Raw genomic sequence first — 25,000 nt, 5'->3', positions numbered from 1 at the left:
ACGAACGTGCCGCGCCGGGACCGAAGTCGGCAGGCGGTCCCGGGGTGTTGGCAAGCGTCGTTCGCGGAGCGCGCAGAGCGGGCCGGGCCGGCGGGCGTCAGCCGTTGCGGGGGCCGGGGAAGGCGCCGGGGCGCGCCGCCTCGTCCCTGCTGGCCGCGGAGGGCTGGGTGGGCATGGAGCGGGCGGCGGGCACGGACGGGGAGCCGGGCAGGCCGCCGGCCAGGCTGACCGCGCGGGCCGCGGAGGCGTCGGAGGAGCGCACCGCGGAGTCGCCGCTGTCGGCGGGCGGCTGGGCGGCGGCGCGGCGCGCACCGTAACGGCGGTGCACGGCCTGCTTGGTGACGCCGAGCGCGGAGCCCACCGCGTCCCAGGAGAATCCCAGCGAGCGGTCGAAGTCGACCGCGGCGGTGACGAGGGTCTCGACGCTGTCCCGGAGCTCCTGCGCCAGGCGCACCGTGGGTGCGGGCGCGCGTCCGTAGACGACGAAGCCCGCGGAGGGGCCCGTGCGGCGCGGCCGGTAGACGTTGCCGAGCTGCGCGGTGAGCGTGCGCAGGGCGTCCACCTGTCGGCGGACCCGCTCGATGTCCCGCACCAGGAGATGAAGGCTGGCGCGCGCCTGTGCGTCGTGGGTTGCGTGGTCGGCCATGAGCAAGCCTCTCGAACCGGCGTGGAAAGGAAGGTGAAAGCATTCGGGCCGCCAAAGCGGCCCGTATACAGGTCAATGCTGCTTGACCAACGCGACAGGAGTGGCTCTGGTCACGGTATGGGGGCGTACGAGCTTGTACGCGGGGCGCGGACAACTTCGTACGCCCCCTGTCGTCCGGGCCCATGACCTGGGCCAAGAGCCATAGACTGGTGCGCCGTTCCGCTGCGTGTGAGAGGTAGTCCGTCACCCATGAGGCTTGTCTTCGCCGGCACCCCCGAGGTCGCCGTACCCGCCCTCGATGCCCTGATCGCCTCGGACCGGCACGAGGTGGTGGCCGTCGTGACGAGACCCGACGCCCCGGCCGGGCGGGGCCGCCACCTTGTCGCCAGCCCGGTCGCGGAGCGTGCGGAGGAGGCGGGCATCGAGGTCCTCAAGCCCGTCAGGCCGCGGGACGAGGTCTTCCTCGCCCGGCTGCGCGAGATCGGGCCGGACTGCTGCCCGGTGGTCGCCTACGGGGCGCTGCTGCCGAAGGCCGCGCTGGACATTCCCCCCAAGGGGTGGGTCAATCTGCACTTCTCCCTGCTGCCCGCGTGGCGCGGTGCGGCGCCGGTGCAGCACGCGGTGCTGGCCGGTGACGAGGTGACCGGTGCCACGACGTTCCGGATCGAACAGGGCCTGGATTCCGGTCCGGTGTACGGGGTGCTGACCGAGGAGGTGCGGCCGACCGACACCAGCGGCGATCTGCTCACCCGGCTGGCGTTCGCCGGCTCCGGTCTGCTCGTCGCCACGATGGACGGCATCGAGGACGGCACCCTCAAGGCGGTGCCGCAGCCGGAGGAGGGCGTCACGCTCGCGCCGAAGATCGAGGTCGAGGACGCCAGGGTCGACTGGACGGCACCGGCGCTGCGGGTCGACCGGGTGGTGCGCGGCTGCGCGCCGGCGCCGGGCGCCTGGACGGTCTTCCGCGGTGAGCGCCTCAAGCTGATCGCGGCCACCATCGCCCCGGACCACGCCGAACTCGCCCTCGCTCCCGGCGAACTGGCCGGCACCAAGAAGGCCGTGTACGTCGGCACCGGCAGCCGGCCGGTCGAGCTGCTCTGGGTCCAGCCGCAGGGGAAGAAGCCGATGAAGGGCGCGGACTGGGCGCGCGGCGTACGGATCGCGGCCGGGGAGCGGCTGGGCGACTAGGGCCTGTCCGATGGGATGGGGCAGGGGCGGACAGACCCCGGGCCCCGGCCTGACCAGGCGCCGGCGGTCCGGCCCGGCGCGCTGCCGCCGGGCAGCCCGCGTAGGCTGGGGCGGAACCCACTTCCCGTATCCGGAGCACCTTTTCTGTGAGTCAGCAGCCGCCCCGCCGCCACGGCACCCGCAAGCCCTACCGCCGCCCCAAGAAGGACCCGGTGCGGATCCTCGCCTTCGAGGCGCTGCGGGCCGTCGACGAGCGGGACGCGTACGCGAACCTGGTGCTGCCCCCGCTGCTGCGCAAGGCGCGGGAGGGCGGGGAGTTCGACTCCCGGGACGCGGCGCTGGCCACGGAGCTGGTCTACGGGTCGCTGCGCCGCCAGGGGACGTATGACGCGATCGTCGCGCAGTGCGTGGACCGGCCGCTGCGCGAGGTCGACCCGCCGGTGCTGGACGTGCTGACGCTCGGCGCGCACCAGTTGCTCGGGACGCGGATCCCGACGCACGCCGCGGTCAGCGCGAGCGTCGAACTGGCGCGGGTGGTGCTGGGCGACGGGCGGGCGAAGTTCGTCAACGCGGTGCTGCGCAAGGTCGCGGCGCACGATCTCGACGGCTGGCTGGAGCGGGTGGCCCCGGAGTACGACGAGGACCCCGAGGAGCATCTCGGGATCGTGCACGCCCACCCCCGCTGGATCGTCTCGGCGCTCTGGGACGCCCTGGGCGGTGGCCGCGCCGGCATCGAGGACCTGCTGGAGGCGGATAACGAGCGCCCCGAGGTGACGCTGGTGGCGCGGCCCGGCCGGGCCACCGCCGAGGAACTGCTGGCCGCCGTCGGCGAGGGCGGCGCGCTGCCGGGGCGCTGGTCCCCGTATGCCGTGCGGCTGGCCGAGGGCGGTGAGCCGGGGGCGCTGGACCCGGTACGCGAGGGCCGGGCCGGGGTGCAGGACGAGGGCAGCCAACTGGTCGCGATCGCGCTGGCCGACGCGCCGTTGGACGGCCCGGACCGGGTCTGGCTGGACGGCTGCGCGGGGCCCGGCGGCAAGGCGGCGCTGCTGGGCGCGCTCGCGGCGGAGCGCGGCGCGGCCCTGCTGGCGTCGGAGAAGCAGCCGCACCGCGCCCGGCTGGTGGCGCGGGCGCTCGACGGCAACCCCGGCCCGTACGCGGTCATCGCCGCGGACGGCACCCGCCCGGCCTGGCGGCCCGGTGCCTTCGACCGGGTGCTGGTGGACGTGCCGTGCACCGGCCTGGGCGCGCTGCGCCGCCGCCCCGAGGCCCGCTGGCGGCGCCGCCCGGAGGATCTGGAGGGATTCGCGCCGCTCCAGCGGGAGTTGCTGCGGCAGGCGCTGGCGGCCGTACGGGTCGGTGGTGTGGTGGGCTATGCGACCTGCTCGCCGCATCCGGCGGAGACCCGGGCCGTGGTGGAGGACGTGATCAAGGGGCGTGGCGGCGGCGCGGCGGCGGTCGAGTGGGTGGACGCCCGGCCGCTGATGCCGGGGGTGCCGGCGCTCGGCGACGGCCCGGACGTGCAGCTGTGGCCGCATCTGCACGGGACGGACGCGATGTATCTGGCGCTGTTGCGCCGGACGGACTGAGCTGCCCGGCGGGCAGGACGGCGACGGCCCCGGAGGCCCCCGGACGGGGGGCTGTCCGGGGCCGTCGCCGCGTCTCCGGGCACGACCGGTGCCCGGCCGGGGAGGCGGCACGGCCTAGCGGCCGGTTTCGGCCGCAGTTGGGGCGGACCCCTGTCGAGCGGGTCCCGATCACGAGATATCTTGATGTCAAGCAATGTTGAGACGTGGATGGAGCGGAGCACCCGGTGACTGACTCGACCATCATTTACACCCACACTGACGAGGCCCCGGCCCTGGCGACGTATTCGTTCCTGCCGGTGGTCGAGGCGTATGCCGCGACGGCCGGGGTGACGCTGGAGAGCCGTGACATCTCGCTGGCCGGACGGATCATCGCCGGCTTCCCGGAGCGTCTCGAGGAGAGCCAGCGCATCGACGACGCGCTCGCCGAGCTCGGCGAACTGGCCAAGACCCCGGGCGCGAACATCATCAAGCTGCCGAACATCTCGGCCTCGATCCCGCAGCTGAAGGCGGCCATCGCCGAGCTCCAGAAGCAGGGCTACGCGCTGCCGGACTACCCGGACGACCCGAAGACCGACGAGGAGCGCGACATCCGCGCCCGTTACGACAAGGTCAAGGGCAGCGCGGTCAACCCGGTGCTGCGCGAGGGCAACTCCGACCGCCGGGCGCCCGCGTCGGTGAAGAACTACGCCAAGGCCCACCCGCACCGCATGGGCGCCTGGACGCCCGAGTCGAAGACGAACGTCGCCACCATGGGCGCCGACGACTTCTGCTCCACCGAGAAGTCCGCGGTCATCGCCGAGGACGGCACGCTGCGCATCGAGCTGTCGGGCGACGACGGCAGCACCACCGTGCTGCGCGAGTCGGTACCGGTACTGGCCGGTGAGGTCGTGGACGCTTCCGTCATGCGCGTCGCGGCGCTCCGCGAGTTCCTGGCCGCGCAGGTCGCCCGCGCCAAGGCCGAGGGCGTGCTGTTCTCGGTGCACCTGAAGGCCACGATGATGAAGGTCTCCGACCCGATCGTCTTCGGCCATGTCGTCCGCGCGTTCTTCCCGAAGACCTTCGCCCGGTACGGCGAGACCTTCGCGACCGCCGGGCTGACCCCGAACGACGGCCTCGGCGGCATCTACAAGGGTCTGGAGTCGCTGCCCAACGGCGCCGAGATCAAGGCGTCCTTCGACGCCGAGCTGGCCGACGGCCCCGAGCTGGCGATGGTCGACTCCGACCGCGGCATCACCAACCTGCACGTCCCCAGCGACGTCATCGTGGACGCCTCCATGCCGGCCATGATCCGTACGTCCGGCCACATGTGGGGCCCGGACGGCCAGGAGGCCGACACCCTCGCCGTCATCCCGGACAGCAGCTACGCCGGCGTCTACCAGGCCGTCATCGAGGACTGCCGGGCGCACGGCGCCTTCGACCCGGCCACCATGGGCTCGGTGCCCAACGTCGGCCTGATGGCGCAGAAGGCCGAGGAGTACGGCAGCCACGACAAGACCTTCGAGATCCCGACCACGGGCACCGTGCGCGTCCTGGACGGCGCCGGGAACGCGGTGCTGGAGCAGGTCGTGAGCGCCGGCGACATCTTCCGGATGTGCCAGACCAAGGACGCCCCGATCAAGGACTGGGTCAAGCTCGCGGTGACCCGCGCCCGCGCGACCGGCGACCCGGCCGTGTTCTGGCTCGACGAGGGCCGTGCGCACGACGCCCAGCTCATCGAGAAGGTCAGGGCGTACCTGCCGGAGCACGACACCGAGGGCCTGCGGATCGAGATCAAGGCGCCGGTCGACGCCACCAGGTTCTCCCTGGAGCGGATCCGCCGCGGCGAGAACACCATCTCGGTCACCGGCAACGTCCTGCGTGACTACCTGACCGACCTGTTCCCGATCCTGGAGCTGGGCACCAGCGCCAAGATGCTCTCGGTCGTCCCGCTGATGAACGGCGGCGGGCTGTTCGAGACGGGCGCCGGCGGCTCCGCCCCGAAGCACGTCCAGCAGCTGGTCAAGGAGAACTACCTGCGCTGGGACAGCCTGGGCGAGTTCCTGGCCCTCGCGGTCAGCTTCGAGCACCTGGCGACGACCACGGGCAACGCCCGCGCCCAGGTCCTGGCCGACACCCTCGACCGCGCGACCGGCACGTTCCTCAACGAGAACAAGTCGCCGAGCCGCAAGCTGGGCGGTATCGACAACCGCGGCAGCCACTTCTACCTGGCGCTCTACTGGGCGCAGGAGCTGGCCAAGCAGACCGACGACGCGCAGCTCGCCGAGGCGTTCGGGCCGCTGGCCAAGACGCTGAACGAGCAGGAGCAGACCATCGTCGACGAGCTGATCGCGGTGCAGGGCTCCCCGGCCGACATCGGCGGCTACTACCGGCCCGACGCCGCCAAGGCGTCGGCGGTGATGCGTCCGTCGGCGACGTTGAACCAGGCGCTGGCGTCCCTGAAGGGCTGATCGCGCGGGGCCGCACCCCTTCCGCCCCGGCCGGGCGTCGCATCCGGCCGGGGCGGACCCGTGCGGGCCGGGTGACGGGGCTCTCCCGGCCCGCCGCCGTCCGCGCGCGGGCGCCGGGCCATACTGGTGGCATGGCCTTGATCAACCCCAGCATCCTGTCCGCCGACTTCGCCCGCCTCGCCGAGGAGGCGAAGGCCGTGGAGGGCGCCGACTGGCTCCATGTCGACGTCATGGACAACCACTTCGTCCCCAACCTCACCCTCGGCGTGCCGGTCGTCGAGTCGCTGAGCAGGGCGACGGACACCCCCCTCGACCTGCACCTGATGATCGAGGACCCGGACCGCTGGGCGCCGCAGTACATCGAGGCCGGGGCCGGTTCGGTGACCTTCCACGCGGAGGCCGCCGCCGCGCCGGTGCGGCTGGCGCGGGAGATCCGGGCCAAGGGGGCGCGGGCGTCGATGGCGCTCAAGCCGGCCACCCCGATCGAGCCGTACGAGGACCTGCTCCCCGAGCTGGACATGCTGCTGATCATGACCGTGGAGCCCGGCTTCGGCGGCCAGGCGTTCCTGGACATCATGCTGCCGAAGATCCGCCGCACCCGTGAGCTGATCTCCCGGCACGGCCTCCAGCTGTGGCTCCAGGTGGACGGCGGGGTCTCCGCCTCCACCATCGAGCGGTGCGCGGAGGCCGGCGCCGATGTGTTCGTGGCGGGCTCGGCGGTGTACGGGGCCGACGACCCGGCCAAGGCGGTCCGCGACCTGCGGGAGAAGGCCGAGGCGGCGACGGCCGCGAGCTGGGGCTGCGCGCACTGATCGAGCGCGCCCGGCCGGTACGCGGGCCGGGGCCGGCTTCTCCAAGTTGTGTGCGCCGCCGGTTGTCCTGTCGGCAACCGAGCGTTCATGCTCGTCGGGTCGGTCTTGGTCCCCGTACACCTCGGGTTTCTGAAAGGATGAGCAAAGACTCGATCAGATGCGCAAAAGGGGAGAATTTCGTGGTAGCCAGCCGCCCGCAGTCCGGAATGGGCCCCGCCGAGCTGGTGCAGGCCGCGGCGATGGCCCGCCGCTTCTATCTTGAGGGCAAGTCCAAGATCCAGATCGCGGAGGAGTTCGGCGTCAGCCGGTTCAAGGTCGCCCGCGTACTGGAGACGGCCCTGGAGCGCGATCTCGTACGGATCGAGATCCGGGTGCCCTCCGAGCTGGACGCGGAGCGCTCCGACGCCCTGCGGGCCCGCTACGGCCTGCGGCACGCGGTCGTCGTCGAATCGCCCGCGGATGCCTCGGAGGACGCCGCCGACCCGGAGAACCTCGGCGAGGTCGCGGCGGACCTGCTCGGCGAACTGGTCGCCGAGGGCGACGTCCTGGGGCTCGCCTGGGGTCGCTCGACCATCCACATGGCTGCCGCGCTGCACCGGCTCCCGCCGTGCACGGTCGTCCAGTTGACCGGTGTGTACGACGCCGGCACCGCCGACCGCGGCTCGGTCGAGGCGGTGCGCCGCGCGGCCGACGTCTCCGGTGGCGAGGCGCACCCGATCTACGCGCCGATGCTGCTGCCCGACTCGGCGACCGCCGCCGCGCTGCGCGGCCAGACGGGCATCGCCCGGGCCTTCGAGTACTTCGACAAGGTCACCGTCGCCTGCGTCTCCATCGGCTCCTGGGAGCCCGGCGTCTCGACCGTCTACGACATGCTGTCGGAGGACGAGCGGGAGCACTACGCCTCGCTGGGGGCCGCCGCCGAGATGTCCGCGCACCTCTTCGACGCCGAGGGTCGACGCATCGGCCGCGACCTGGGCGAGCGGTGCATCACGGTCGAGGCGGACCGGCTGCGCCGGATCCCCGAGGTCGTGGCGATCGCCGGCGGCCGGCGCAAGGCCGCGGCGATCGGCGCGGTGCTGCGCTCCGGGCTGGTCACCAGCCTGGTGACGGACACCGCCGCCGCCGACCACCTCCTCCTGGAGACCGGCCCCGGCCCGCGGCCCGCCCTCGACCGGGCGGACCCCGACGGAAAGTGACGGCGAGGGCCGCTCGGTCCTCCGGGGCGGCGGGCACCTCGCTGCTCCCGCCCGCCGTTCCCGTCCGCGTGCGCTCCGGTGCGCGGACCGGCGAGCAGCCCGCGCGCGGCTGTGACAGCATCGGCGCATGCTGATCCACTCCGCCCCGCGGCGGGCCGCCGCCGTCGCCGGCGCACTGCTCGCCGCCCTGCTTCTCGTTCTCACCGGCTGTTCCACCGGCGGTGGCGGCAAAGGGAGTTCGTCCGGTGCGCACCAGCCGGCCGCCACGGGCACGCCGGGTACGGGTGCGTCCGGCGCCTCCGGCACGCCGGGCTGGGCGAAGGGGATACCGACCGTCCAGGCCGGCCGGCTGCCCGCCGAGGCGCGGCACACCCTGAAGCTCATCGACGCGGGCGGGCCCTTCCCGTATCCGAAGGACGGCACCGTCTTCGGCAACCACGAGCGGCGGCTGCCCAAGGAGCCGCGCGGCTACTACCACGAGTACACGGTCTCCACGCCGGGCGCCCGGGACCGCGGTGCGCGCCGTCTGATCACCGGCAAGAGCCACGAGACGTTCTACACCGACGACCACTACCGGACCTTCAAGGCGGTGCTCCGATGACGTGCAGGGTGTTCGACGGGGGAGACACAGGGGGATTCCGGCCACACGCGCCGCTCTCGGGGGCCCGGGGGGCGTCCTCCGGGGGACGCGGTCGGGCGGTGCTCCGATGACGGCCGAGGTGCCCCGGCCGCTCGCGGCGGTGCTGGACGGCAGCACGCCCGCGGGGGTGCTGTCCTGGCCGGCGGACCGCCCGATGGCGGACGCGCTGGCCGCCGCCCGGGACGCGGGCTGGCGCGCCGCCGCGCTGGACCTCGAAGGGGCCCTGGACAAGGCCGAGTTCATGGACCGCTGCGCGCGTGCGCTGCGGCTGCCGGACTACTTCGGCCGCAACTGGGACGCGCTGGCCGACTGCCTCACCGATCTGTCGTGGTGCCCCGCAGGCCGCGGCCGGCTGGTGGTCGTCACGGGCTGGCAGGGGTACGCCGCCGCCGTGCCGGAGGACTGGAGCGTCGTCGAGGAGGTGCTGGCGGACGCGGTCGGGTACTGGCGGGACAGCGGCACCGGGCTCGCGGTGATCATGGCCAGGGGACGCGGCCGGCAGGGGGCGTAGCGGCCACCGGGCGCCCCGTCCCGCACGCCGTTCCGCGACGTCACGGGCACATCCGGTGAGCCGCCGCCGTCCCGGTGGGCGGGCACGGGCTTGGCGGATCGCACCACACGGCTCACCGGCCCGTAGGACAATCACATGAGTCCAGGTCAGGGCCCGTATCCTGGTGGTATGCGATTCCTGAATCCGAAGAACGGCGCCCTCGAAGAGAGTTCTTCGGTGCCCTACGACCTGACCTACGACGACGTGTTCATGGTGCCCGGCCGCTCCGCCGTGGGCTCCCGCCAGGGTGTGGACCTCGCCTCGCCCGACGGCTCGGGCACGACCATTCCGCTGGTGGTCGCCAACATGACGGCGATCGCCGGACGCCGGATGGCCGAGACCGTCGCCCGCCGTGGTGGCCTGGTCGTCATTCCGCAGGACATCCCGATCGATGTCGTCACCGAGGTCATCACCTGGGTCAAGCACCGCCACCTGGTCCTGGACACGCCCATCGTGCTGTCCCCGATCTCGACCGTCGCGGACGCCCTGTCGCTGCTGCCCAAGCGGGCGCACGGCGCGGGCATCGTGGTCGAGGGTGGCCGGCCGGTCGGCGTCGTCACCGAGCACGACCTGGCCGGGGTGGACCGCTTCACCCAGGTCGCCGAGGTCATGTCCAAGGACCTGCTGGTCCTCGACGCGGACATCGACCCCCGCGAGGCGTTCAACCGCCTCGACGCCGCCAACCGCAAGCTGGCGCCCGCGGTCGACGCGGACGGCATGCTGGTCGGCATCCTGACCCGTAAGGGAGCCCTGCGCGCCACCCTCTACACCCCCGCCACGGACGCCAACGGCAAGCTGCGCATCGCGGCCGCCGTGGGCATCAACGGCGATGTGGCGGGCAAGGCCAAGGCGCTGCTGGACGCCGGCGCGGACACCATCGTCGTGGACACCGCGCACGGCCACCAGGAGTCGATGATCAGCGCGATCAAGGCCGTCCGGGCGCTGGACCCGCAGGTCCCGATCGTGGCGGGCAACATCGTCGCCGCCGAGGGCGTCCGCGACCTCATCGAGGCCGGCGCGGACATCATCAAGGTCGGCGTCGGACCGGGCGCGATGTGCACGACCCGAATGATGACCGGTGTGGGCCGCCCGCAGTTCTCGGCGGTGCTGGAGTGCGCCGCCGAGGCGAAGAAGTACGGCAAGCACGTCTGGGCCGACGGCGGCGTGCGGCACCCGCGCGATGTCGCCATGGCGCTGGCCGCGGGCGCGTCCAACGTCATGATCGGCTCGTGGTTCGCCGGCACCCTGGAATCGCCGGGCGACCTTCAGCACACCGCCGAGGGCCGGCCGTACAAGGAGAGCTTCGGCATGGCCTCCGCCCGTGCGGTGCGCAACCGCACGAGCGAGGAGTCGGCCTACGACCGCGCCCGCAAGGCGCTGTTCGAGGAGGGCATCTCCACCTCGCGGATGTTCATCGACCAGGCGCGCCCCGGTGTCGAGGACCTGATCGACTCGATCATCGCGGGCGTCCGCAGCTCCTGCACCTACGCGGGTGCCGCGTCCCTGGCGGAGTTCGCGGAGAAGGCCGTGGTCGGCGTGCAGAGCGCCGCCGGTTACGCCGAGGGCAAGCCGCTGCACGACAGCTGGAGCTAGCGCCCGCCGGCCGCCCGGAGCCGCGTACGGCTCCCGCAGGCGCCGCACAACGGCCCCGCACCGATCCGGTGCGGGGCCGTTCGCGTCCCCCCGGCGGACCGCGATTCCGGGCCCTTGTGTGCAACGAACCACCGCCACCGGACACGGTGCGCAATGATCAGCTGCGGTTGCGCAAGGAACCTGCATTACGGCAGATCAACTACGGGCCGTAAGGTCATGCGCTGTACGTGGAGTGGCGGAGACCGCCTGCTCGGCGGTCTCCTGCTGGGGCGGTTCGTCCTGCCCGCACACGGCCGCTGCGGTCGCCGTCACGGAACTGTGCCGGAATGTGTCCGCCCGACCGGCAGCGATAAAGGAGCCACCCAGTGTTGGAGAACCGCGCAGCCCCGCCCCCGGGGAACAGCGACTCCCCGTCGCCCCCCTCCGGAGGACTCGGCACCCGGCTGATGCGGCGCAAGCCGGTCGAGCGCCTGGTGGCCGAGGGCGGCAAGGGCGAGGGGGGCACGCTCCGCCGCTCGATGGGCGTCTGGCAGCTCACCATGATCAGCATCGGTGCCACGCTCGGCACCGGCATCTTCGTGGTGCTCGGCCAGGCCGTCCCGGACGCCGGACCCGCGGTCGTGATCTCCTTCGTCCTCGCCGGCGTCACCGCGCTGTTCTCCGCGCTCTCCTATGCCGAGCTGGCCGGCACCATACCGGTCTCCGGCTCGTCGTACTCCTACGCCTACGCCACCCTCGGCGAGCTGGTCGCCTGGGTCTGCGGCTGGTGTCTGATCCTGGAGTACGGCGTCTCGGTCGCGGCCGTCGCCGTCGGCTGGGGCCAGTACCTGAACGAGCTGCTCGACGGCACCCTCGGCATCACCATCCCCACCGCGCTCGCCGCCCCGCCGGGCCAGGGCGGCTACTTCAACCTGCCGGCGCTGCTGGTCGTGATGCTCGCGATGGTCTTCCTGCTGGGCGGCGCCAAGGAGAGCGCCCGGGCCAACACGATCATGGTGACCGTCAAGATCGTCGCGCTGCTGCTCTTCTGCGGCGTCGCGCTCCAGGGGGTCAAGTCCGGCAACTACGCCAACTTCATGCCGATGGGCATGACCGGCGTCAGCGCCGCCGGCGCCACGCTGTTCTTCTCCTACATCGGCTTCGACGCGGCCTCCACGGCGGGCGAGGAGGCCAGGAACCCGCAGCGCGACCTGCCGCGCGCGATCATGCTGTCGCTGGTCATCGTCACCACGCTCTACTGCCTGGTCGCGGCCGTCGCGGTGGGCGCCATGCCGTGGCAGAAGTTCAAGGGCTCCGAGGCCGCGCTCGCCGGCATCCTGAAGTCGGTCACCGGCCAGAACTTCTGGGCCGTCCTGCTCGCCCTCGGTGCGGTCGTCGCCATCGCCAGCGTCGTGCTGACCGTCCTCTACGGCCAGACCCGTATCCTCTTCGCGATGTCCCGCGACGGGCTGGTGCCGAAGGCGTTCTCCAAGGTGCACGCCAAGAGCGGCGCACCGCGGGTCAATACCGTCATCGTCTGCCTCTTCTGCGGCGTGCTCGCCGCGGCCGTCCCGCTGGGCCAGCTGGCCGACGCCACCAGCATCGGCACGCTGTTCGCCTTCGCGCTGGTCAACGTCGCGGTGATCGTGCTGCGGCGCACCCGGCCCACCATGCCGCGGAGCTTCCGTACGCCGCTCTCGCCGCTCTTCCCGGCGGTCGGATTCGTCCTCTGCGTCTTCATGATGGGCAACCTCGGCGCCGTGACCTGGGTGGTCTTCGGAGTCTGGATGGTCGTCGGCCTTGTGATCTACTTCGGATACGGCTTGCGCCGCTCCCGATTGGCCACCGCAGAGAAGTGACCCACCCGCAGTGCGACTGAACGATCTCGACGAACGCATCGTGCACGCCCTCGCCGAGGATGCCCGCCGCAGCTACGCGGATATCGGCCAGGAGGTCGGCCTGTCCGCACCGGCCGTCAAACGCCGGGTGGACCGGCTGCGGGCGGACGGCGCGATCACCGGATTCACCGTCCGGGTCGACCCGGCCGCCCTCGGCTGGGAGACCGAGGGGTTCATCGAGATCTACTGCCGCCGCAACACCTCGCCCGAGGCGATCCACCGCGGCCTGTCGCGCTACCCGGAGGTGGCGTCCGCCTCCACCGTCACCGGAGAGGCGGACGCCATCGTCCAGGTCTTCGCCTCGGACATGCGGCACTTCGAACGCGTCCTGGAACGGATCGCCGGCGAACCGTTCGTCGAGCGCACCAAGTCCGTCCTCGTCCTCTCGCCACTGCTGCGCCGCTACGGGTCGGGGGCTCCCAGGTAGGGGCTGTCTCCTGGTCCGTCTCCTCGGAACGGCCCTGGGGACGGGGCCGGTTGGGGCCGGCCCGGTCCGGGCCTCCGACCTGGTCGGGCCTCCGACCCGGCGCGTGCCTCCGACCTGGTGTGTGCGCGTCCAGTTGCGGACCTGTCCTCGGGCGGGGCTCAGGCCGTGTCCCCCTTCCCGGTCTCCGGCCCCGTCGCTATCGGCGGCGGAGTTCCCTGCGTCCAGGTGATCCGCAGGGACGACGCGGAGATCCGCCAGCCGTCCGGGGGCCGCACCAGCTCGTTGTCCGCATGACCCGCGGAGATGAAGAGGTCTTCGGAGCCATCCGCCAGGACGTGGGTGCTGAGCTGGGCGCCGCGGGCGGTGGCCCGGTCGCCGTCGATATCGATGACGGCGTTGGTGCCCAGATGCACCGTCCGGTCGAACAGGGCCATCGCCTGGCCGACGCTCGCGAGCAGGGCGTCCCGTCCGTGGACGGTGCCGACGGGCATCACGGCGGTCACCTCCTCGGTGTGGAAGGCGCGGGCCCAGGCTTCGTCGAATATCCCCTCGTCCAGGGAGCGCAGGTAGCGGTTCAGGAGGTCGGTGATCTCGGCGCGGTCGATGAGGTGCTGGAGCTGTGGTGGGAACCGGGGTTCGGCCTCGGGCCGCGGCTGGGGCCGGGCCCGGTGCTGTGCCGGTACGGGGGAGGGGACTTCGGTGGTGGTCATGGCCTGGTCCGTGGTCTCGGTCTGATCCCGGGTGGTGGTCTGGTGGGTGGTGGCGGGCTGGTAGGTGGGGACGGCGTTGTCGCCGGCGGCGCTCCTTTCCGGCTTTTCCGGCGTCGCGTTCTCGTCTCCGCTCATGCGGCGATCTTGTTACCTCAAGCGAACTTGAGGTCAAGTGTGGTGGGTTCGGGTTGTGGATCAGGGCGCGGACCGGACCTCGGACCGGGCGCCGGACCGGTGTCGGTGTGGTGTGGCCGGGTCTGTTCCGGTGGGGTGCCTTCCGGTGCGGAGGGCGGATATCACCACGGCGCCCGCCACCAGTACCACGCCCGCCGCTATGCGGTAGCCGAGCGCCGCGGCGTCGGCGAAGGCACCGGCCGTGGTCGCGCCGTGGCCCGCCCCCGAGGTGAGGCGGACGGACAGGACGGTGCCCACCACGGCGATGCCCAGTGCCGCGCCCAACTCCCGTGCCGCGCCCTGGAGTCCGGAGCCCATACCGGACCGGTGGGCCGGCACCGATGCGACGATCGCGTGGGACAGGGTCGGCATCGCCAGGCCCGCGCCGGTCGCGAGCACCAGGAGGAACGCCAGGTAGAGGACGTAGGGGGTGGCGGCGTCGGCGGTGGAGAGCAGGAGCAGGCCGGCGGCTATCAGGGCCAGCCCGGTGCCGGCCGTGCCGGCCTCGCCGATCCGCCGCGTCAGGCTCATGCCGTACGTCGTCACGGCCATCATCCCGAAGGCCATCGGCACGTTCGCAAAGCCGGTCTGGAGCGGTGAATAGCCCTTCACATACTGCAGGAACTGCGCGTTGACATAGAACAGCGCGAACATGCCGAAGAAGGCCACGGTGATACCGATACTGCCGCCCCGCAGCCGCGGCAGCCGGAACAGCCGCGGATCCAGCACCGGGTGCGCGGCCCGCAGGCCGTGGCGGACGAACCCCGCGAGCAGCGCGAGCGTCAGCGCGAAGGCACCGGCGACCGGGGGTGAGACCCAGCCGAGCCCGGGGCCCTCGATGATGCCGAAGAGCAGCGCCGCCGAAGCGAGCGCCAGCAGCGCCGACCCCGCCGGGTCGAGCGTCGCCGTCTGGCGGGGCACCCGGGGCGCGGACCGCGCCACCCAGGCGAACAGGACGAGCGCCAGCGGCAGATACCCCCAGAACAGCCCCTGCCAGGGCAGGTATTGGAGTATCAGCGCGCCGCCGGCGTTGCCCGCCATTCCGCCGACACCGAGCGCCACGCTCCATGCCGCCACTGCCGACGCCCTCCGCGCGGGCGGGGTGGAGTACAGCAGGACGGACATCGTGGCCGGGACGAGCAGCGCGGCGCCGGCCCCCGAGACGGCGCGGCCCGCCAGCAGGACCGGGAGGCCGGGGGCCAGTGCGCTCAGCAGCGCGCCCGCGCCGAAGACGCCCAGTCCGGTCAGCAGGATGCCTTTTCGGCCGCATCGGTCGCCGAGGGCGCCGGCCGGGATCAGCAGGCCCGCGAAGACCAGGACGTAGGTGTCGACGATCCAGAGGAGTTGGGACGGGGTCGGGTGGAGATCGCTTGTGGCGATCTTGGGGATGGCGAGGTTCATCGCGGCCACGAGTGACTGCGCGACGAGGACACCGGCGCACATGGCGGCGGTCACCGAGCGTCGTCCGGCGGGGGTAGCTGCTGCGTCGGATCCGGTGGCCGGTGCGCCGGTGGCGGGGCTGGCGGTGGGCGGGTCATCTGCGGTCCGCGGGGCGGTGGTTGAGGGCCCGGCGGACCGGGTGCGGCCGGTGGGCGGCGGGGGCGCTGACGAGGTCATGGGCGGGGACGCTAGAGTCCCGGTTAGTTGATCTCAATTGCAAGGTGTGCACTGCATGATTGCGCGAAACGCAAACATCGACCTCAACCTGTTGATCGCGCTGGACGCGCTGCTGGAAGAAGAGAGTGTGACCGCCGCCGCCGACCGGCTGGGGCTCTCCGGGCCCGCCATGAGCCGGGCGCTCGGCCGCATCCGGCGGACGATCGGCGATCCCGTCCTCGTACGCTCCGGCCGCCATATGGTGCCGACCCCGCGCGCCCTGGAGATCAAGGCCGACGTGCGGCGGCTGGTGGAGGAGGCGCACGGGGTGCTGACGCCGTCGGCGCCGGCCGATCCGGCGGAACTGGCCCGGGTGTTCACCATCGCCGCCAGCGATCTCTTCGTCACCGCCGTCGGCCCGGCACTGGTCGCCCGGGCCGCGCAGGAGGCTCCGCGGGTCGTGCTGCGCTTCCTCGGCGAGAGCCATATCGACCTGCCGGTGCTGAGGGACGGCGCCGCGGATCTGGAGTTCGGGAGCGTCGCGGGGCGTGAGCCGGAAATCCGTACGGAGGAGGTCTTCGCCGATCGCGGAGTCGCGGTCGTGCGCGAGGGGCATCCGCTCACGACCGTGAACGTCACCGCCCGGCGTTTCGCCGATGCCGCGCACATCAACTTCTCCCGCCGCGGGCGGCTGACCGGCCCGATCGACGCCGCGCTGGCCGAACTCGGCCTGCACCGGCGGGTGATCGCCACCGTTCCGACCTTCGCGGCCTCGCTGCTGATGGTGCGCGACGGCGATGCGGTGGGCATGGCCCTGGAGCGGATCGCGGCGGCGACGGTCCGCGGGCTGGGGCTGCGCGCCCTGCCGATCCCGCTCTCGCTGCCACCGGTGTCGATGTCGATGGCCTGGCACCCGCGCCAGGACGCCGACGCCGGGCACGCATGGCTGCGCGGACTGGTCCGGAGGACGGTCGCCGCGGTGGTCGGCTGAGGAGGCGCGCGCGGTGCCGCGCGAGTGCGGGGGTCGGAGGCGGCTGCCCCGGGGCGGAGAGACGCCCGGGGGGTGGGAGCGAAGCGGACCGGGGGCGGGGGAGAGGCGCGGATGGATCATGACTGCGGCTGTCCTTTCGAGAGGGCCGATGTGGCGGTCGCCGGTCGGCCGCCGGATGCTCACAGGCTCCCGCCGCATCCCCCAACCGCACATCGCACCGCGGCGTGAAGGTGCGCGCCGACCTGGGGGACCAGACACCCGCTCCGCTCACACCACGGGTTGATCAGCCCGTCATGCCAGGGGGCGGCTTCCCCGCCGCCGGAGCTGTCCCGCCCCCGCTACCGGAGCCGTCCCGCCCCGGCCCCACCTGCACGGACGCCCGGCACAACGAATCGCCGGACAAGCCATTGAACGCGCAACGAATCGTCCGTCGGCGCGCAACGGTGGCGCCTTGTCCGGGCTCGGCGGCGGCCCGTACCGTCATTGCGTCCCGCCCGCACCGTCCCGCCGAGAGGTCCCATGCCGCCGCTGCACACCGCCCTGCTCCAGAGTTCGGGACGGCCCGGCGACGTCGCGCACAACCTGCGGCTGCTGGACGACGCGGCCCGTGAGGCAGCCGCCACCGGCGCCGGGCTGCTCGCCTGCCCCGAGCTGTTCCTCACCGGCTATGCCATCGGCGGCGACGTCCACCGCCTCGCCGAGACCGCGGACGGCGCCGGCGCCCGGGCCATCGCCGGTATCGCCGCCGCCCACCGCATCGCGATCCTCTACGGCTACCCGGAGCGCGCCCCGCAGGGCGAGCGCGACGCGGGCGACGGCCGGGCCATGGTCCACAACTCGGCGCAGCTGATCGGCCCGGACGGCGCGCGGCTCGCGAACTACCGTAAGACCCATCTCTTCGGCTGCTTCGAGCGCGAATGGTTCACGCCGGGCGACCGGCCCGTCGTACAGGCCGAGCTCGCCGGGGTCCGGATCGGCCTGCTGATCTGCTACGACGTGGAGTTCCCGGAGAACGTCCGGGCGCACGCGCTGGCCGGCACGGACCTGCTGCTGGTGCCGACCGCGCAGATGCACCCCTTCCAGTTCGTCGCGGAGTCCGTCATCCCCGTGCGCGCCTTCGAGAACCAGATGTACCTCGCGTACGTCAACCGGGTCGGCGAGGAAGGCGAGTTCGAGTTCGTCGGGCTCAGCTGCCTGGCCGGTCCCGACGGTGTCGTACGGACCCGCGCCGGGCGCTCCGAGCAGCTGGTGCAGGCCGCGGTCGACCCGGACTTCCTCAAGGAGTCGCGGGAGAACAACCCCTATCTGCACGACCGGCGGCCCGAGCTGTACGGCCACCTGGCGTGACCCCCACCGTCGCGACCGGCCCCCGGATGCGCACCGGCCGCCGACATGACCGCAGCGCCGCCGTGCCTCGGCCGCCGACCTGATGTCACCTGCCCGATGCCACCACCCCCTGACGTGACCACCCCTGACGTGACCGCCCCTGACGTGACCTGATCCGCCCCGCCGCACGACGGGCCGCGGGTGGCCGCCCCGGCCCGCCCCGCCGAGCCGCCCCCGGCCCCGTATCCCGCCGAGCCCCGCTCCGGCCTGTCCCGACACACCGCCCCCGCCCGCAAGGAGTCCGCCCCGATGACGTCCACGGTGCCCACCGCCGCCCACCACGCGGATGCCCAGCCGCCGATCACCATGTTCGGCCCGGACTTCCCGTACGCCTATGACGACTTCCTGGCGCACCCCGCGGGCCTCGGTCAGGTCCCCGCCACCGAGCACGGCAAGGAGGTCGCGGTCATCGGCGGCGGCCTCTCCGGCATCGTCACCGCCTACGAGTTGATGAAGATGGGCCTCAAGCCCGTCGTCTACGAGGCGGACCGGATAGGCGGCCGGCTGCGCACCGTCGGCTTCGAGGGCTGCGACCCGAGCCTGACCGCCGAGATGGGCGCGATGCGCTTCCCGCCGAGCTCCACCGCGCTCCAGCACTACATCGACCTGGTGGGCCTGGAGACCAAGCCGTTCCCCAACCCGCTGGCCCCCGACACCCCGTCGACGGTCGTGGACCTCAAGGGCGAGTCGCACTACGCGCGCACCGTCGAGGACCTGCCGGAGGTCTACACCCAGGTCATGGACGCCTGGAACGCCTGCCTGGAGGAGGGCGCGGACTTCTCCGACATGAACCGGGCGCTGCGCGAACGCGACGTCCCGCGGATCCGGGAGATCTGGTCCCGGCTCGTCGAGAAGCTCGACAACCAGACCTTCTACGGCTTCCTCTGCGACTCCACCGCCTTCCGTTCCTTCCGCCACCGGGAGATCTTCGGCCAGGTCGGCTTCGGCACCGGCGGCTGGGACACCGACTTCCCCAACTCCATCCTGGAGATCCTGCGCGTCGTCTACACCGAGGCCGACGACCACCACCGGGGCATCGTGGGCGGCAGCCAGCAGCTGCCGCTGCGCCTGTGGGAGCGCGAGCCCGAGAAGATCGTGTACTGGGCGCCGGGCACCTCGCTCGCCACGCTGCACGACGGCGCGCCGCGCCCGGCCGTGACCCGGCTCCACCGCACCGCGGGCAACCGGGTCACCGTGACCGACGCCGCCGGCGACATCCGCACCTACGAGGCCGCGGTCTTCACCGCGCAGTCCTGGATGCTGCTGAGCAAGATCGCCTGTGACGACGAGCTGTTCCCCATCGACCACTGGACGGCGATGGAGCGGACCCACTACATGGAGTCCAGCAAGCTCTTCGTGCCCGTGGACCGGCCGTTCTGGCTGGACAAGGCCGTCGACGAGAACGGCGAGCCCACCGGCCGGGACGTGATGAGCATGACGCTCACCGACCGGATGACCCGCGGCACCTACCTCCTGGACGACGGGCCGGACCGGCCGGCCGTCATCTGCCTCTCGTACACGTGGTGCGACGACAGCCTCAAGTGGCTGCCGCTGAACGCCAACGAGCGTATGGAGGTCATGCTGAAGTCGCTGTCGGAGATCTATCCGAACGTCGACATCCGCAAGCACATCATCGGCAACCCGGTCACCGTCTCCTGGGAGAACGAGCCCTACTTCATGGGCGCGTTCAAGGCCAACCTCCCCGGCCACTACCGCTACCAGCGGCGCCTGTTCACCCACTTCATGCAGGACCTGCTCCCCGAGGACAAGCGGGGCATCTTCCTGGCCGGCGACGACATCTCCTGGACCGCGGGCTGGGCCGAGGGCGCCGTGCAGACCGCGCTGAACGCGGTGTGGGGCGTGATGCACCACTTCGGCGGCGCCACGGACGCGGCGAACCCGGGCCCGGGCGACGTCTACGACGAGATCGCCCCGGTCGAACTCCCCGAGGACTGACCGGGCCGACCCCAGAGGCCGGCCGCGCGGATCAGGGCGTGCAGCCCGGCGGCGCGGTCGGCCGGTTCGCCGCCGTCCCGGCAGCGGACCGGGAGATCGAGCAGCACCTCGTCGGCACCGGCCGCCGCTGCCCCGGCCGGGTAGACCGGGATCGGACGGGCGGGCCCGGGCCGACCGAGGCCGGCCCGATGGCGGTCGCGGCGGCCCGACGCCGCCCGGTGTGTCCCCTGCCCGGCGGCGGGGTCAGTTCAGCGGCGTCAGCAGACACCTGCCGATCAGGCCGATGCTCGCGTCCAAGCGCTCGGCGAACTCCTCGGCCACCTCCGGCAGCCGGCGGACGCCCCACAGCATCCGGGCGGCGGCCCAGGCGCCGTCCCGGGCCATCTCCAGGCTCCAGGAGCCGACCAGATGCATGAGCGGATCGGCGATGTCGAGCACGTCGGGACCGGGCATCAGCGTCTCCCGAATGCCCTCCTCCAGGCCGGCCAGGACGGTCCCGATCCGGTCGAAGTCGCCCTCCAGGGCGAGCGGTTCGCAGTCGAGCGCCTGGCAGGTGTCCAGTACGGCGAGCGCCAGATCGTGGCCGATGTGCGCGTTGATGCCGGCCAGCGCGAATTGCAGCGGATGGACTCCGGGGTGCCGCCGCAACTGGAAGAGCGGGCGCCAGCAGGCCGGTGGGCGCAGTCCCGCGGCGTCGGCGTCCACGGCGGTGAAGTAGCGGTGGGCGAACAGGACGTCCAGTTCACCGGTGGCCTCCGGGTCCTCGAAGGCGCCACCCCCTACGCGCTGCGCGATGGCCTCGGTGACCGTCAGGTAGACCCGGTTGAACACCGCCACCCCGTCCTGCGGGGGCAGCGATGCGTCCAGCGCGCGCATCCGCGCCAGAACATCGGCCATACCTGCCGTGGTTGCGGTTCCGGCGCCGTTGGGGGGCCGTGCGGCGGGGCTCTCCGCGGTGTGCCGCGGGCCCTTTCCGCCGTGCTGCTGAATCGTCGTCATCCGCTCAGCGTGGCATCGGTAAACCCCTGAATATGCCGTTGGCCGCGGTCCGTTGACCGGATCGGAGTAATAATCGGCGCGCCGTGCTGTGGTGCCTCCGCCGGATTCCGGGATGTGTGACGACCTTTGTCACGGGCTTCCGGCGGGCCATTCCGCATGAGCAAATGCCCCGTGCGAAACCCCTGTTCGTTCGGTGTACCGGGATACGCCTCGGTGAACGTGACGCAGAATTCCGGAGGTTGGCCACGGCCCGAGTTTCCCCGCCGCGCCCCGGCCCCATTTCTGGCGGTGCTGCGGTCGGCGGTCCGGCCACGACGACGTGGGCCGAGAACATCGGTGTGATGACGGCGACCCGGGGCTATTCCACCGCCGCCTATTCCGCGGCAGCGGCTTTTGCGGTGCTGTTCGGTCCGTGCCCGAAGTCGGCGCGGTGGTGGCCGCGATTCCCGGCGGCGTGCTGGGCGGTATCACCGTCATCCGCTACGGCATGACCGGCCTGCCGGGTGCCCGAATCCGGATCCGCGGCAAGGTGGACTTCACCGTGCCGCTGAACCTCGTTCCCGCCGCGGCCGGATCATCATCGCCATCGGCGGCGTCTCGCTGAAGGTCACGCGGCACTTCGAACTCGGCGGCATCGCTCTCGGGACGCTCATCGTGCTGAGCGGCCACCACTCCGTGCGCTGGCTCTCTCGGGCAGCCGGGCAGCGGCGCATACCGCCCCTCGATGCCGGAACCAGCGATGCGACGGGACCGCTGACCGCAAGGACGGAGCGAGGGCTGCGGGACTGAGGGGGGAGGGACCGAGGGCGAAGGAGTGAGGGCCGAGGGGCTTTCGGCAATCCGTCGGGCATGCGTCAAATCACCTGGATGCAGGGTGAATTCGTCGGATCTCCTGATGCCGGGCGACCTTCCGGACCCGGACCCGGGGTGGGTCGATCGCAGTCGCGCGTACGCGGAATCACGCGGGGGGCCGCGGCCGGTCGCCGAAGACGGTGCCCTCCGCCCTGGCGCGCTCCAGCAGGTCGTACAGCACCGCCTCGATCGCGGCCTCGGAGACCAGCAGCCAGTACGCGTCCGAGCCCGGCTCCACGCCCTGCGACCGGAGCCGCACATCAGCCCGGATCGCCGGCATCACCCGGTGCTCGTCGGCGCGGCCGAAGCACCACAGGAGGGTTCGGGCGTCGGGGACCCAGTGCTCGGCGTCCGTCATGGCAGCCACCGTAGCGGGCGCCGGACGCCGGGCGCGGGAGGCCGGTCAGCGCTGTACGTAGACGTAGTTGCCCTGTTCGCGGCCCACGGTGCCGGGGGCGGGGGCAACGATCTGGAAGGTGACCGAGCCGACGTAGGTCCCGGCCGCGGTGACCTTCCTGCGATCGTCGGGCACCGGCGTGTAGTACGTCACCTGCTGTCCGTTGGTCGGCACGGTCTGGGTCTGGTCGGAGGTCGCGGCGGTGGAGGGCGGGCCCTGTGCGGGGTGGCCGGGCGAGCCGCCGTAGACGTAGCCGAGGGTGCCCCACACCCGGAGGTTGACCGTGGGGACGTTTCCGTTGGCCGTACAGCTCATCCGGGCCTTGAAGATGACACTGCCCGCGCCGTTGGAGAAGTGCGGGTTGTCGACCTGGGCGGTGCAGACGGCGACGTCCTGCACGGAGCTGGCGGACGGGGCGCGTGCCGGGGCGGCGGTGGCGGCGGTGGGGGTCAGGGCGAGCAGCGCGGTGGCCGTGAGCGTGGCGCAGCGGCGGGCGGTGCGGGGCGGGACGTGCACGGGGGCTCCTTTCCGACGGCCCTGGAGCTCTGTGCGGTCAACCACAATTGGCATTGATGCGGTTGGACTCGTGGAACTCGTAACTCCCATCGGCATGCTGGGAGTTGATGTACGTACGGAAGTCGTGGATGCCGGTTCCGCCGCAGTTGTAGGTGATGGTCTGCGAGTGCCGCCCGGTGAAGTTCTGGGTGGCCATGTCCTCCCAGCCGTACCAGCGTGAGCGCTGGATCACGAGGGTCGCCCCGCCGCTGCACGGCGCGATGATGGCGCCGGAGCCGGAGACGGTGTTGCCGTCCTGAAAAGTGCGGCCGATCGAGGTGCAGGTGAGACCGGCCTTCGCGGCCCGGGGCGGGGCGGCGCCGGTGGTGAAGAAGGTGCCGGCGAGGAGTACGGACAGCGCGGCGGCCATCCGGAGCGCGCGGTGCCTGCGGGCCCGCGGCCGCCCGGGGGTGGGCGCGGTCCCCGGTGCGGGAGTTGAGTGGGCGGAAGAGGTGGGCGGGGCGCAAGGGGCGGTTCCGGGGTCGGTCCGCGGACTGCTCATGGAGTTCCCTTCAGGGCCCGTCGTCGGGTACGGGACCGGACGGCACGACGGTGGCAGGGAATCTAGTGCAGCGGGCGACGGGACAGTTCCGGCGTGCAGGGGCATTTGTCGCGTTGGGCGGCGGGACGCGCGCCGGTTCGTCTGTACGCCCGCCGTATACCCGGTTTGCGCCGCCGGCCCACGCGCGTCGCGCTCGCCGGGCGTCTTCGTTGCCTGCGGACATCGGGACAACCGGGTCAGATAATCATGGTTATCTGTATTTCGGGATCATTGGCATAAGGGGCGGTCGTGCTGCGCAGAGATGGGAGGGGCGTCCGCGACAGGCGGGGGCCCGTTTCCCGACAGAGGTGGGGGTTGAACTCATGCGTACAGCAGTGAGCCGGTTGATGCTGGGCCTCGCGGTGACGGCGTTGGTGACGGCGGTTCCGGTGACGGCATCCGCGCAGGAGCGTCCGGGCCGAGTTGCGACGACCGTGACCGCGCCGCTGGTTGCCAACGGGAAGGGTACCTTCACGGGGACGGCGAAGTGCACGCGCGGGATGACGGTGACCGGCGGCGGTTTCACCTCCCGGGGTCAGGACGCCAACGGCAGCATCACCGAGTCGTACCCGGACACGTCCCGCTCCTGGAAGGTGACGATCAACGACCCCGGATTGGGGCACGGAGCGTCGATTCCGCATGTGACCGGCACCGTCTACGCGCGGTGCGTCAAGTAGTGAGCAGAAGGCAGGCCCTGCCTGGAGCCGCCGGGCGGCCCGCGCAGTTGGCCTGATGCCGGGCGACAGACCCTCCACCCTTGCGGGGTGAACGGGTCTGTCCGCTCACCCCCGGATGGTGCCTTGCCGGACGTGCGGGTTACTGGGGGTGGGCGGCGCCCGGTGAGTGCCTGACTATGCTCAAGTGCTCCGCGTGCCAGCCGTTTTCGTCTTCCGCCGGCACGTAGGTCACCCGCAGCCCCTCGACGACAAAGGTTCCGTCCTCGATGGACCGCCTGTCCACCCTTACCTCGCGGCCGTCGTCCCCGTCGATGTACCCGACACCCCGGGCCTGGTTGTACCACCGGACCACACCGCTGACCCTGTCAGCCATCTGTTCGCCTCCAACCGAGGTTTGTGAGCACGCTGTTGACTGTCACATCGGGTCATTCCCGCCGTGATGTGGGGTGTACCTGGTGAGATGTCTTAACTTCGCTACAGTGCCGCGATCACGCGGGCAGGGCATCGGTGAGGCGGGGCGACGCGGGGCGAGGCGGGCGTGGGTGGAAGCGATGTGGGGTGGTGGCCGTTGCGCCGCGCACGCGGGCGGTGACCTGGGGCGCGGATGCTGCCGGTGACTCGCCGGAGAAGCATTCTGAGCAGTCGCTTACGACGACTCGGGCTTGTCGCGGCAGCCCCGCCGGTGCCACGAGCACCGGTCGCCGCACGAAGGAACCCAGGAGCATCAGCAGCGAGCGCCGAACCCCACCGGGCCGCCACCCCCGTCCCATACGGGCAACTGGTCCCCGTCACCGTCCACTTCGACGGTCTCGACGCGCTCGGCATGCTCCACAACTCCCGCTACCCGCTGCTGGTCGAGCGGGCCCGGGCCGAGTACAGGCACGGGTTCGGGTTCGGGTTCGACGGTGACCGGGCCGCCGCCGCGACATGTGCAATGTGAGTAAAGAGATGCGGGTCTCCTGCGAGCGGCCGGTCATCAGCGCAGGCCGCTACGCCGCGCACCTGTGGGTCGAGCGCCCGGGCCGTACCGGGCTCAACCACGGCTTCCGGATCTGCGACGCCGACGGCACCGGCACCCACGCCCACGGCCACCGGGTGCTCGTGCGCGTCGACGCGGGGACGCTGCGCCCCACTCCCTGGTCGGACCGGGCCCGCGCGATCGCCGCGGATCCGCTCGGCCGGAGTCTGCGGACGCGGAGGCGGG

Annotated in this window: 22 protein-coding genes and 2 pseudogenes; 16 read left to right on the top strand and 8 right to left on the bottom strand. The window is 72.2% G+C overall.

The genetic code is table 11. The annotated features are described in order from the left end of the window. Positions 1-97 precede the first annotated feature (97 nt). Positions 98-646, bottom strand: a complete 549-nt coding sequence (locus RZ84_RS06520; protein ID WP_043263478.1) for a hypothetical protein — start codon at positions 644-646, stop codon at positions 98-100. Positions 647-895: 249 nt separating this feature from the next. Between RZ84_RS06520 and fmt the strand changes: the two genes are divergently transcribed. From fmt to RZ84_RS06470, 10 genes are all read left to right on the top strand, one after another. Beyond that, on the top strand, positions 896-1,834 hold the full coding sequence (fmt, locus tag RZ84_RS06515) for a methionyl-tRNA formyltransferase (protein ID WP_043263477.1): 939 nt from the start codon (positions 896-898) through the stop codon (positions 1,832-1,834). 146 nt (positions 1,835-1,980) lie between these two features. Continuing rightward, the gene (locus RZ84_RS06510; RefSeq protein WP_043263476.1) at positions 1,981-3,420 is read left to right on the top strand and encodes an RsmB/NOP family class I SAM-dependent RNA methyltransferase; all 1,440 of its coding nucleotides are present in this window, start codon (positions 1,981-1,983) and stop codon (positions 3,418-3,420) included. A 224-nt stretch (positions 3,421-3,644) separates the two neighbouring features. After that, positions 3,645-5,867, top strand: a complete 2,223-nt coding sequence (locus tag RZ84_RS06505) for an NADP-dependent isocitrate dehydrogenase (protein ID WP_043263475.1) — start codon at positions 3,645-3,647, stop codon at positions 5,865-5,867. Between the two features lie 131 nt (positions 5,868-5,998). Beyond that, on the top strand, positions 5,999-6,679 hold the full coding sequence (gene rpe / locus RZ84_RS06500; protein ID WP_043263474.1) for a ribulose-phosphate 3-epimerase: 681 nt from the start codon (positions 5,999-6,001) through the stop codon (positions 6,677-6,679). 206 nt (positions 6,680-6,885) lie between these two features. Further along, the gene (locus RZ84_RS06495; RefSeq protein WP_043263473.1) at positions 6,886-7,875 is read left to right on the top strand and encodes a sugar-binding transcriptional regulator; all 990 of its coding nucleotides are present in this window, start codon (positions 6,886-6,888) and stop codon (positions 7,873-7,875) included. A gap of 127 nt (positions 7,876-8,002) precedes the next feature. Then, entirely contained in the window at positions 8,003-8,476 is a 474-nt protein-coding gene (locus RZ84_RS06490) for a guanyl-specific ribonuclease (RefSeq protein WP_043263472.1), read from the top strand. Positions 8,477-8,582: 106 nt separating this feature from the next. Beyond that, positions 8,583-9,026, top strand: coding sequence for a barstar family protein (locus tag RZ84_RS06485; protein ID WP_043263471.1), 444 nt, complete (start codon positions 8,583-8,585; stop codon positions 9,024-9,026). A gap of 168 nt (positions 9,027-9,194) precedes the next feature. Continuing rightward, on the top strand, positions 9,195-10,658 hold the full coding sequence (locus tag RZ84_RS06480) for a GuaB1 family IMP dehydrogenase-related protein (RefSeq protein WP_043263470.1): 1,464 nt from the start codon (positions 9,195-9,197) through the stop codon (positions 10,656-10,658). Positions 10,659-11,104: 446 nt separating this feature from the next. Continuing rightward, the gene (locus RZ84_RS06475) at positions 11,105-12,496 is read left to right on the top strand and encodes an amino acid permease (protein WP_107068239.1); all 1,392 of its coding nucleotides are present in this window, start codon (positions 11,105-11,107) and stop codon (positions 12,494-12,496) included. Positions 12,497-12,506: 10 nt separating this feature from the next. Next, on the top strand, positions 12,507-12,962 hold the full coding sequence (locus RZ84_RS06470; protein ID WP_043263468.1) for an Lrp/AsnC family transcriptional regulator: 456 nt from the start codon (positions 12,507-12,509) through the stop codon (positions 12,960-12,962). Positions 12,963-13,120: 158 nt separating this feature from the next. Here RZ84_RS06470 and RZ84_RS06465 read toward each other — a convergent pair whose 3' ends face one another. Further along, complete coding sequence (locus RZ84_RS06465) at positions 13,121-13,807, bottom strand: nuclear transport factor 2 family protein (protein ID WP_241777607.1); 687 nt, start codon at positions 13,805-13,807, stop codon at positions 13,121-13,123. 60 nt (positions 13,808-13,867) lie between these two features. Continuing rightward, the gene (locus RZ84_RS06460) at positions 13,868-15,463 is read right to left on the bottom strand and encodes an MFS transporter (RefSeq protein WP_198539943.1); all 1,596 of its coding nucleotides are present in this window, start codon (positions 15,461-15,463) and stop codon (positions 13,868-13,870) included. 55 nt (positions 15,464-15,518) lie between these two features. Between RZ84_RS06460 and RZ84_RS06455 the strand changes: the two genes are divergently transcribed. The 3 genes from RZ84_RS06455 to RZ84_RS06445 all read left to right on the top strand — a co-directional run bounded on the left by RZ84_RS06455 (position 15,519) and on the right by RZ84_RS06445 (position 19,775). Then, positions 15,519-16,433 (top strand): LysR family transcriptional regulator, encoded by a 915-nt coding sequence (locus tag RZ84_RS06455; protein ID WP_043263467.1) that lies wholly within the window; start codon positions 15,519-15,521, stop codon positions 16,431-16,433. A 519-nt stretch (positions 16,434-16,952) separates the two neighbouring features. Next, positions 16,953-17,780, top strand: coding sequence for a carbon-nitrogen hydrolase family protein (locus tag RZ84_RS06450; RefSeq protein WP_043263466.1), 828 nt, complete (start codon positions 16,953-16,955; stop codon positions 17,778-17,780). A 288-nt stretch (positions 17,781-18,068) separates the two neighbouring features. After that, complete coding sequence (locus tag RZ84_RS06445) at positions 18,069-19,775, top strand: flavin monoamine oxidase family protein (protein WP_043269272.1); 1,707 nt, start codon at positions 18,069-18,071, stop codon at positions 19,773-19,775. A gap of 243 nt (positions 19,776-20,018) precedes the next feature. Here RZ84_RS06445 and RZ84_RS06440 read toward each other — a convergent pair whose 3' ends face one another. Beyond that, on the bottom strand, positions 20,019-20,672 hold the full coding sequence (locus RZ84_RS06440) for a DUF5995 family protein (protein ID WP_043263465.1): 654 nt from the start codon (positions 20,670-20,672) through the stop codon (positions 20,019-20,021). Between the two features lie 395 nt (positions 20,673-21,067). Between RZ84_RS06440 and RZ84_RS36250 the strand changes: the two are divergent. Next, positions 21,068-21,563 (top strand): annotated as a pseudogene (locus RZ84_RS36250) (solute carrier family 23 protein); the annotation flags it as partial. Positions 21,564-21,732: 169 nt separating this feature from the next. Here RZ84_RS36250 and RZ84_RS06430 read toward each other — a convergent pair. The 3 genes from RZ84_RS06430 to RZ84_RS06420 are packed head-to-tail and all read right to left on the bottom strand — an operon-like array spanning position 21,733 to position 23,080. After that, the gene (locus RZ84_RS06430; protein WP_043263463.1) at positions 21,733-21,984 is read right to left on the bottom strand and encodes a hypothetical protein; all 252 of its coding nucleotides are present in this window, start codon (positions 21,982-21,984) and stop codon (positions 21,733-21,735) included. Between the two features lie 45 nt (positions 21,985-22,029). Then, positions 22,030-22,539 carry a hypothetical protein gene (locus RZ84_RS37945; RefSeq protein ID WP_043263462.1) on the bottom strand — a complete coding sequence of 170 codons (510 nt, stop codon included), beginning with the start codon at positions 22,537-22,539 and terminating at the stop codon, positions 22,030-22,032. 37 nt (positions 22,540-22,576) lie between these two features. Continuing rightward, complete coding sequence (locus RZ84_RS06420) at positions 22,577-23,080, bottom strand: hypothetical protein (RefSeq protein ID WP_157878780.1); 504 nt, start codon at positions 23,078-23,080, stop codon at positions 22,577-22,579. 362 nt (positions 23,081-23,442) lie between these two features. Here RZ84_RS06420 and RZ84_RS06415 point away from each other — a divergent pair, with 362 nt between their 5' ends. Then, positions 23,443-23,796: a hypothetical protein gene (locus RZ84_RS06415; protein WP_157878779.1), complete on the top strand. Its 354-nt coding sequence runs from the start codon at positions 23,443-23,445 to the stop codon at positions 23,794-23,796. A 139-nt stretch (positions 23,797-23,935) separates the two neighbouring features. On the opposite strand, the gene RZ84_RS06410 is transcribed toward RZ84_RS06415, so the two are convergent. Then, a complete protein-coding gene (locus RZ84_RS06410) occupies positions 23,936-24,169 on the bottom strand; it encodes a cold-shock protein (protein ID WP_043263459.1) in 234 nt (77 codons plus the stop codon). A 405-nt stretch (positions 24,170-24,574) separates the two neighbouring features. Here RZ84_RS06410 and RZ84_RS06405 point away from each other — a divergent pair. Next, positions 24,575-24,966: pseudogene (locus RZ84_RS06405) on the top strand (acyl-CoA thioesterase); the annotation flags it as partial. Positions 24,967-25,000: the final 34 nt, after the last annotated feature.

The organism is Streptomyces sp. CT34 (assembly GCF_000805335.1).
GTDB lineage: Bacteria > Actinomycetota > Actinomycetes > Streptomycetales > Streptomycetaceae > Streptomyces.
This window is presented reverse-complemented; position numbering and strand designations above follow the sequence as displayed.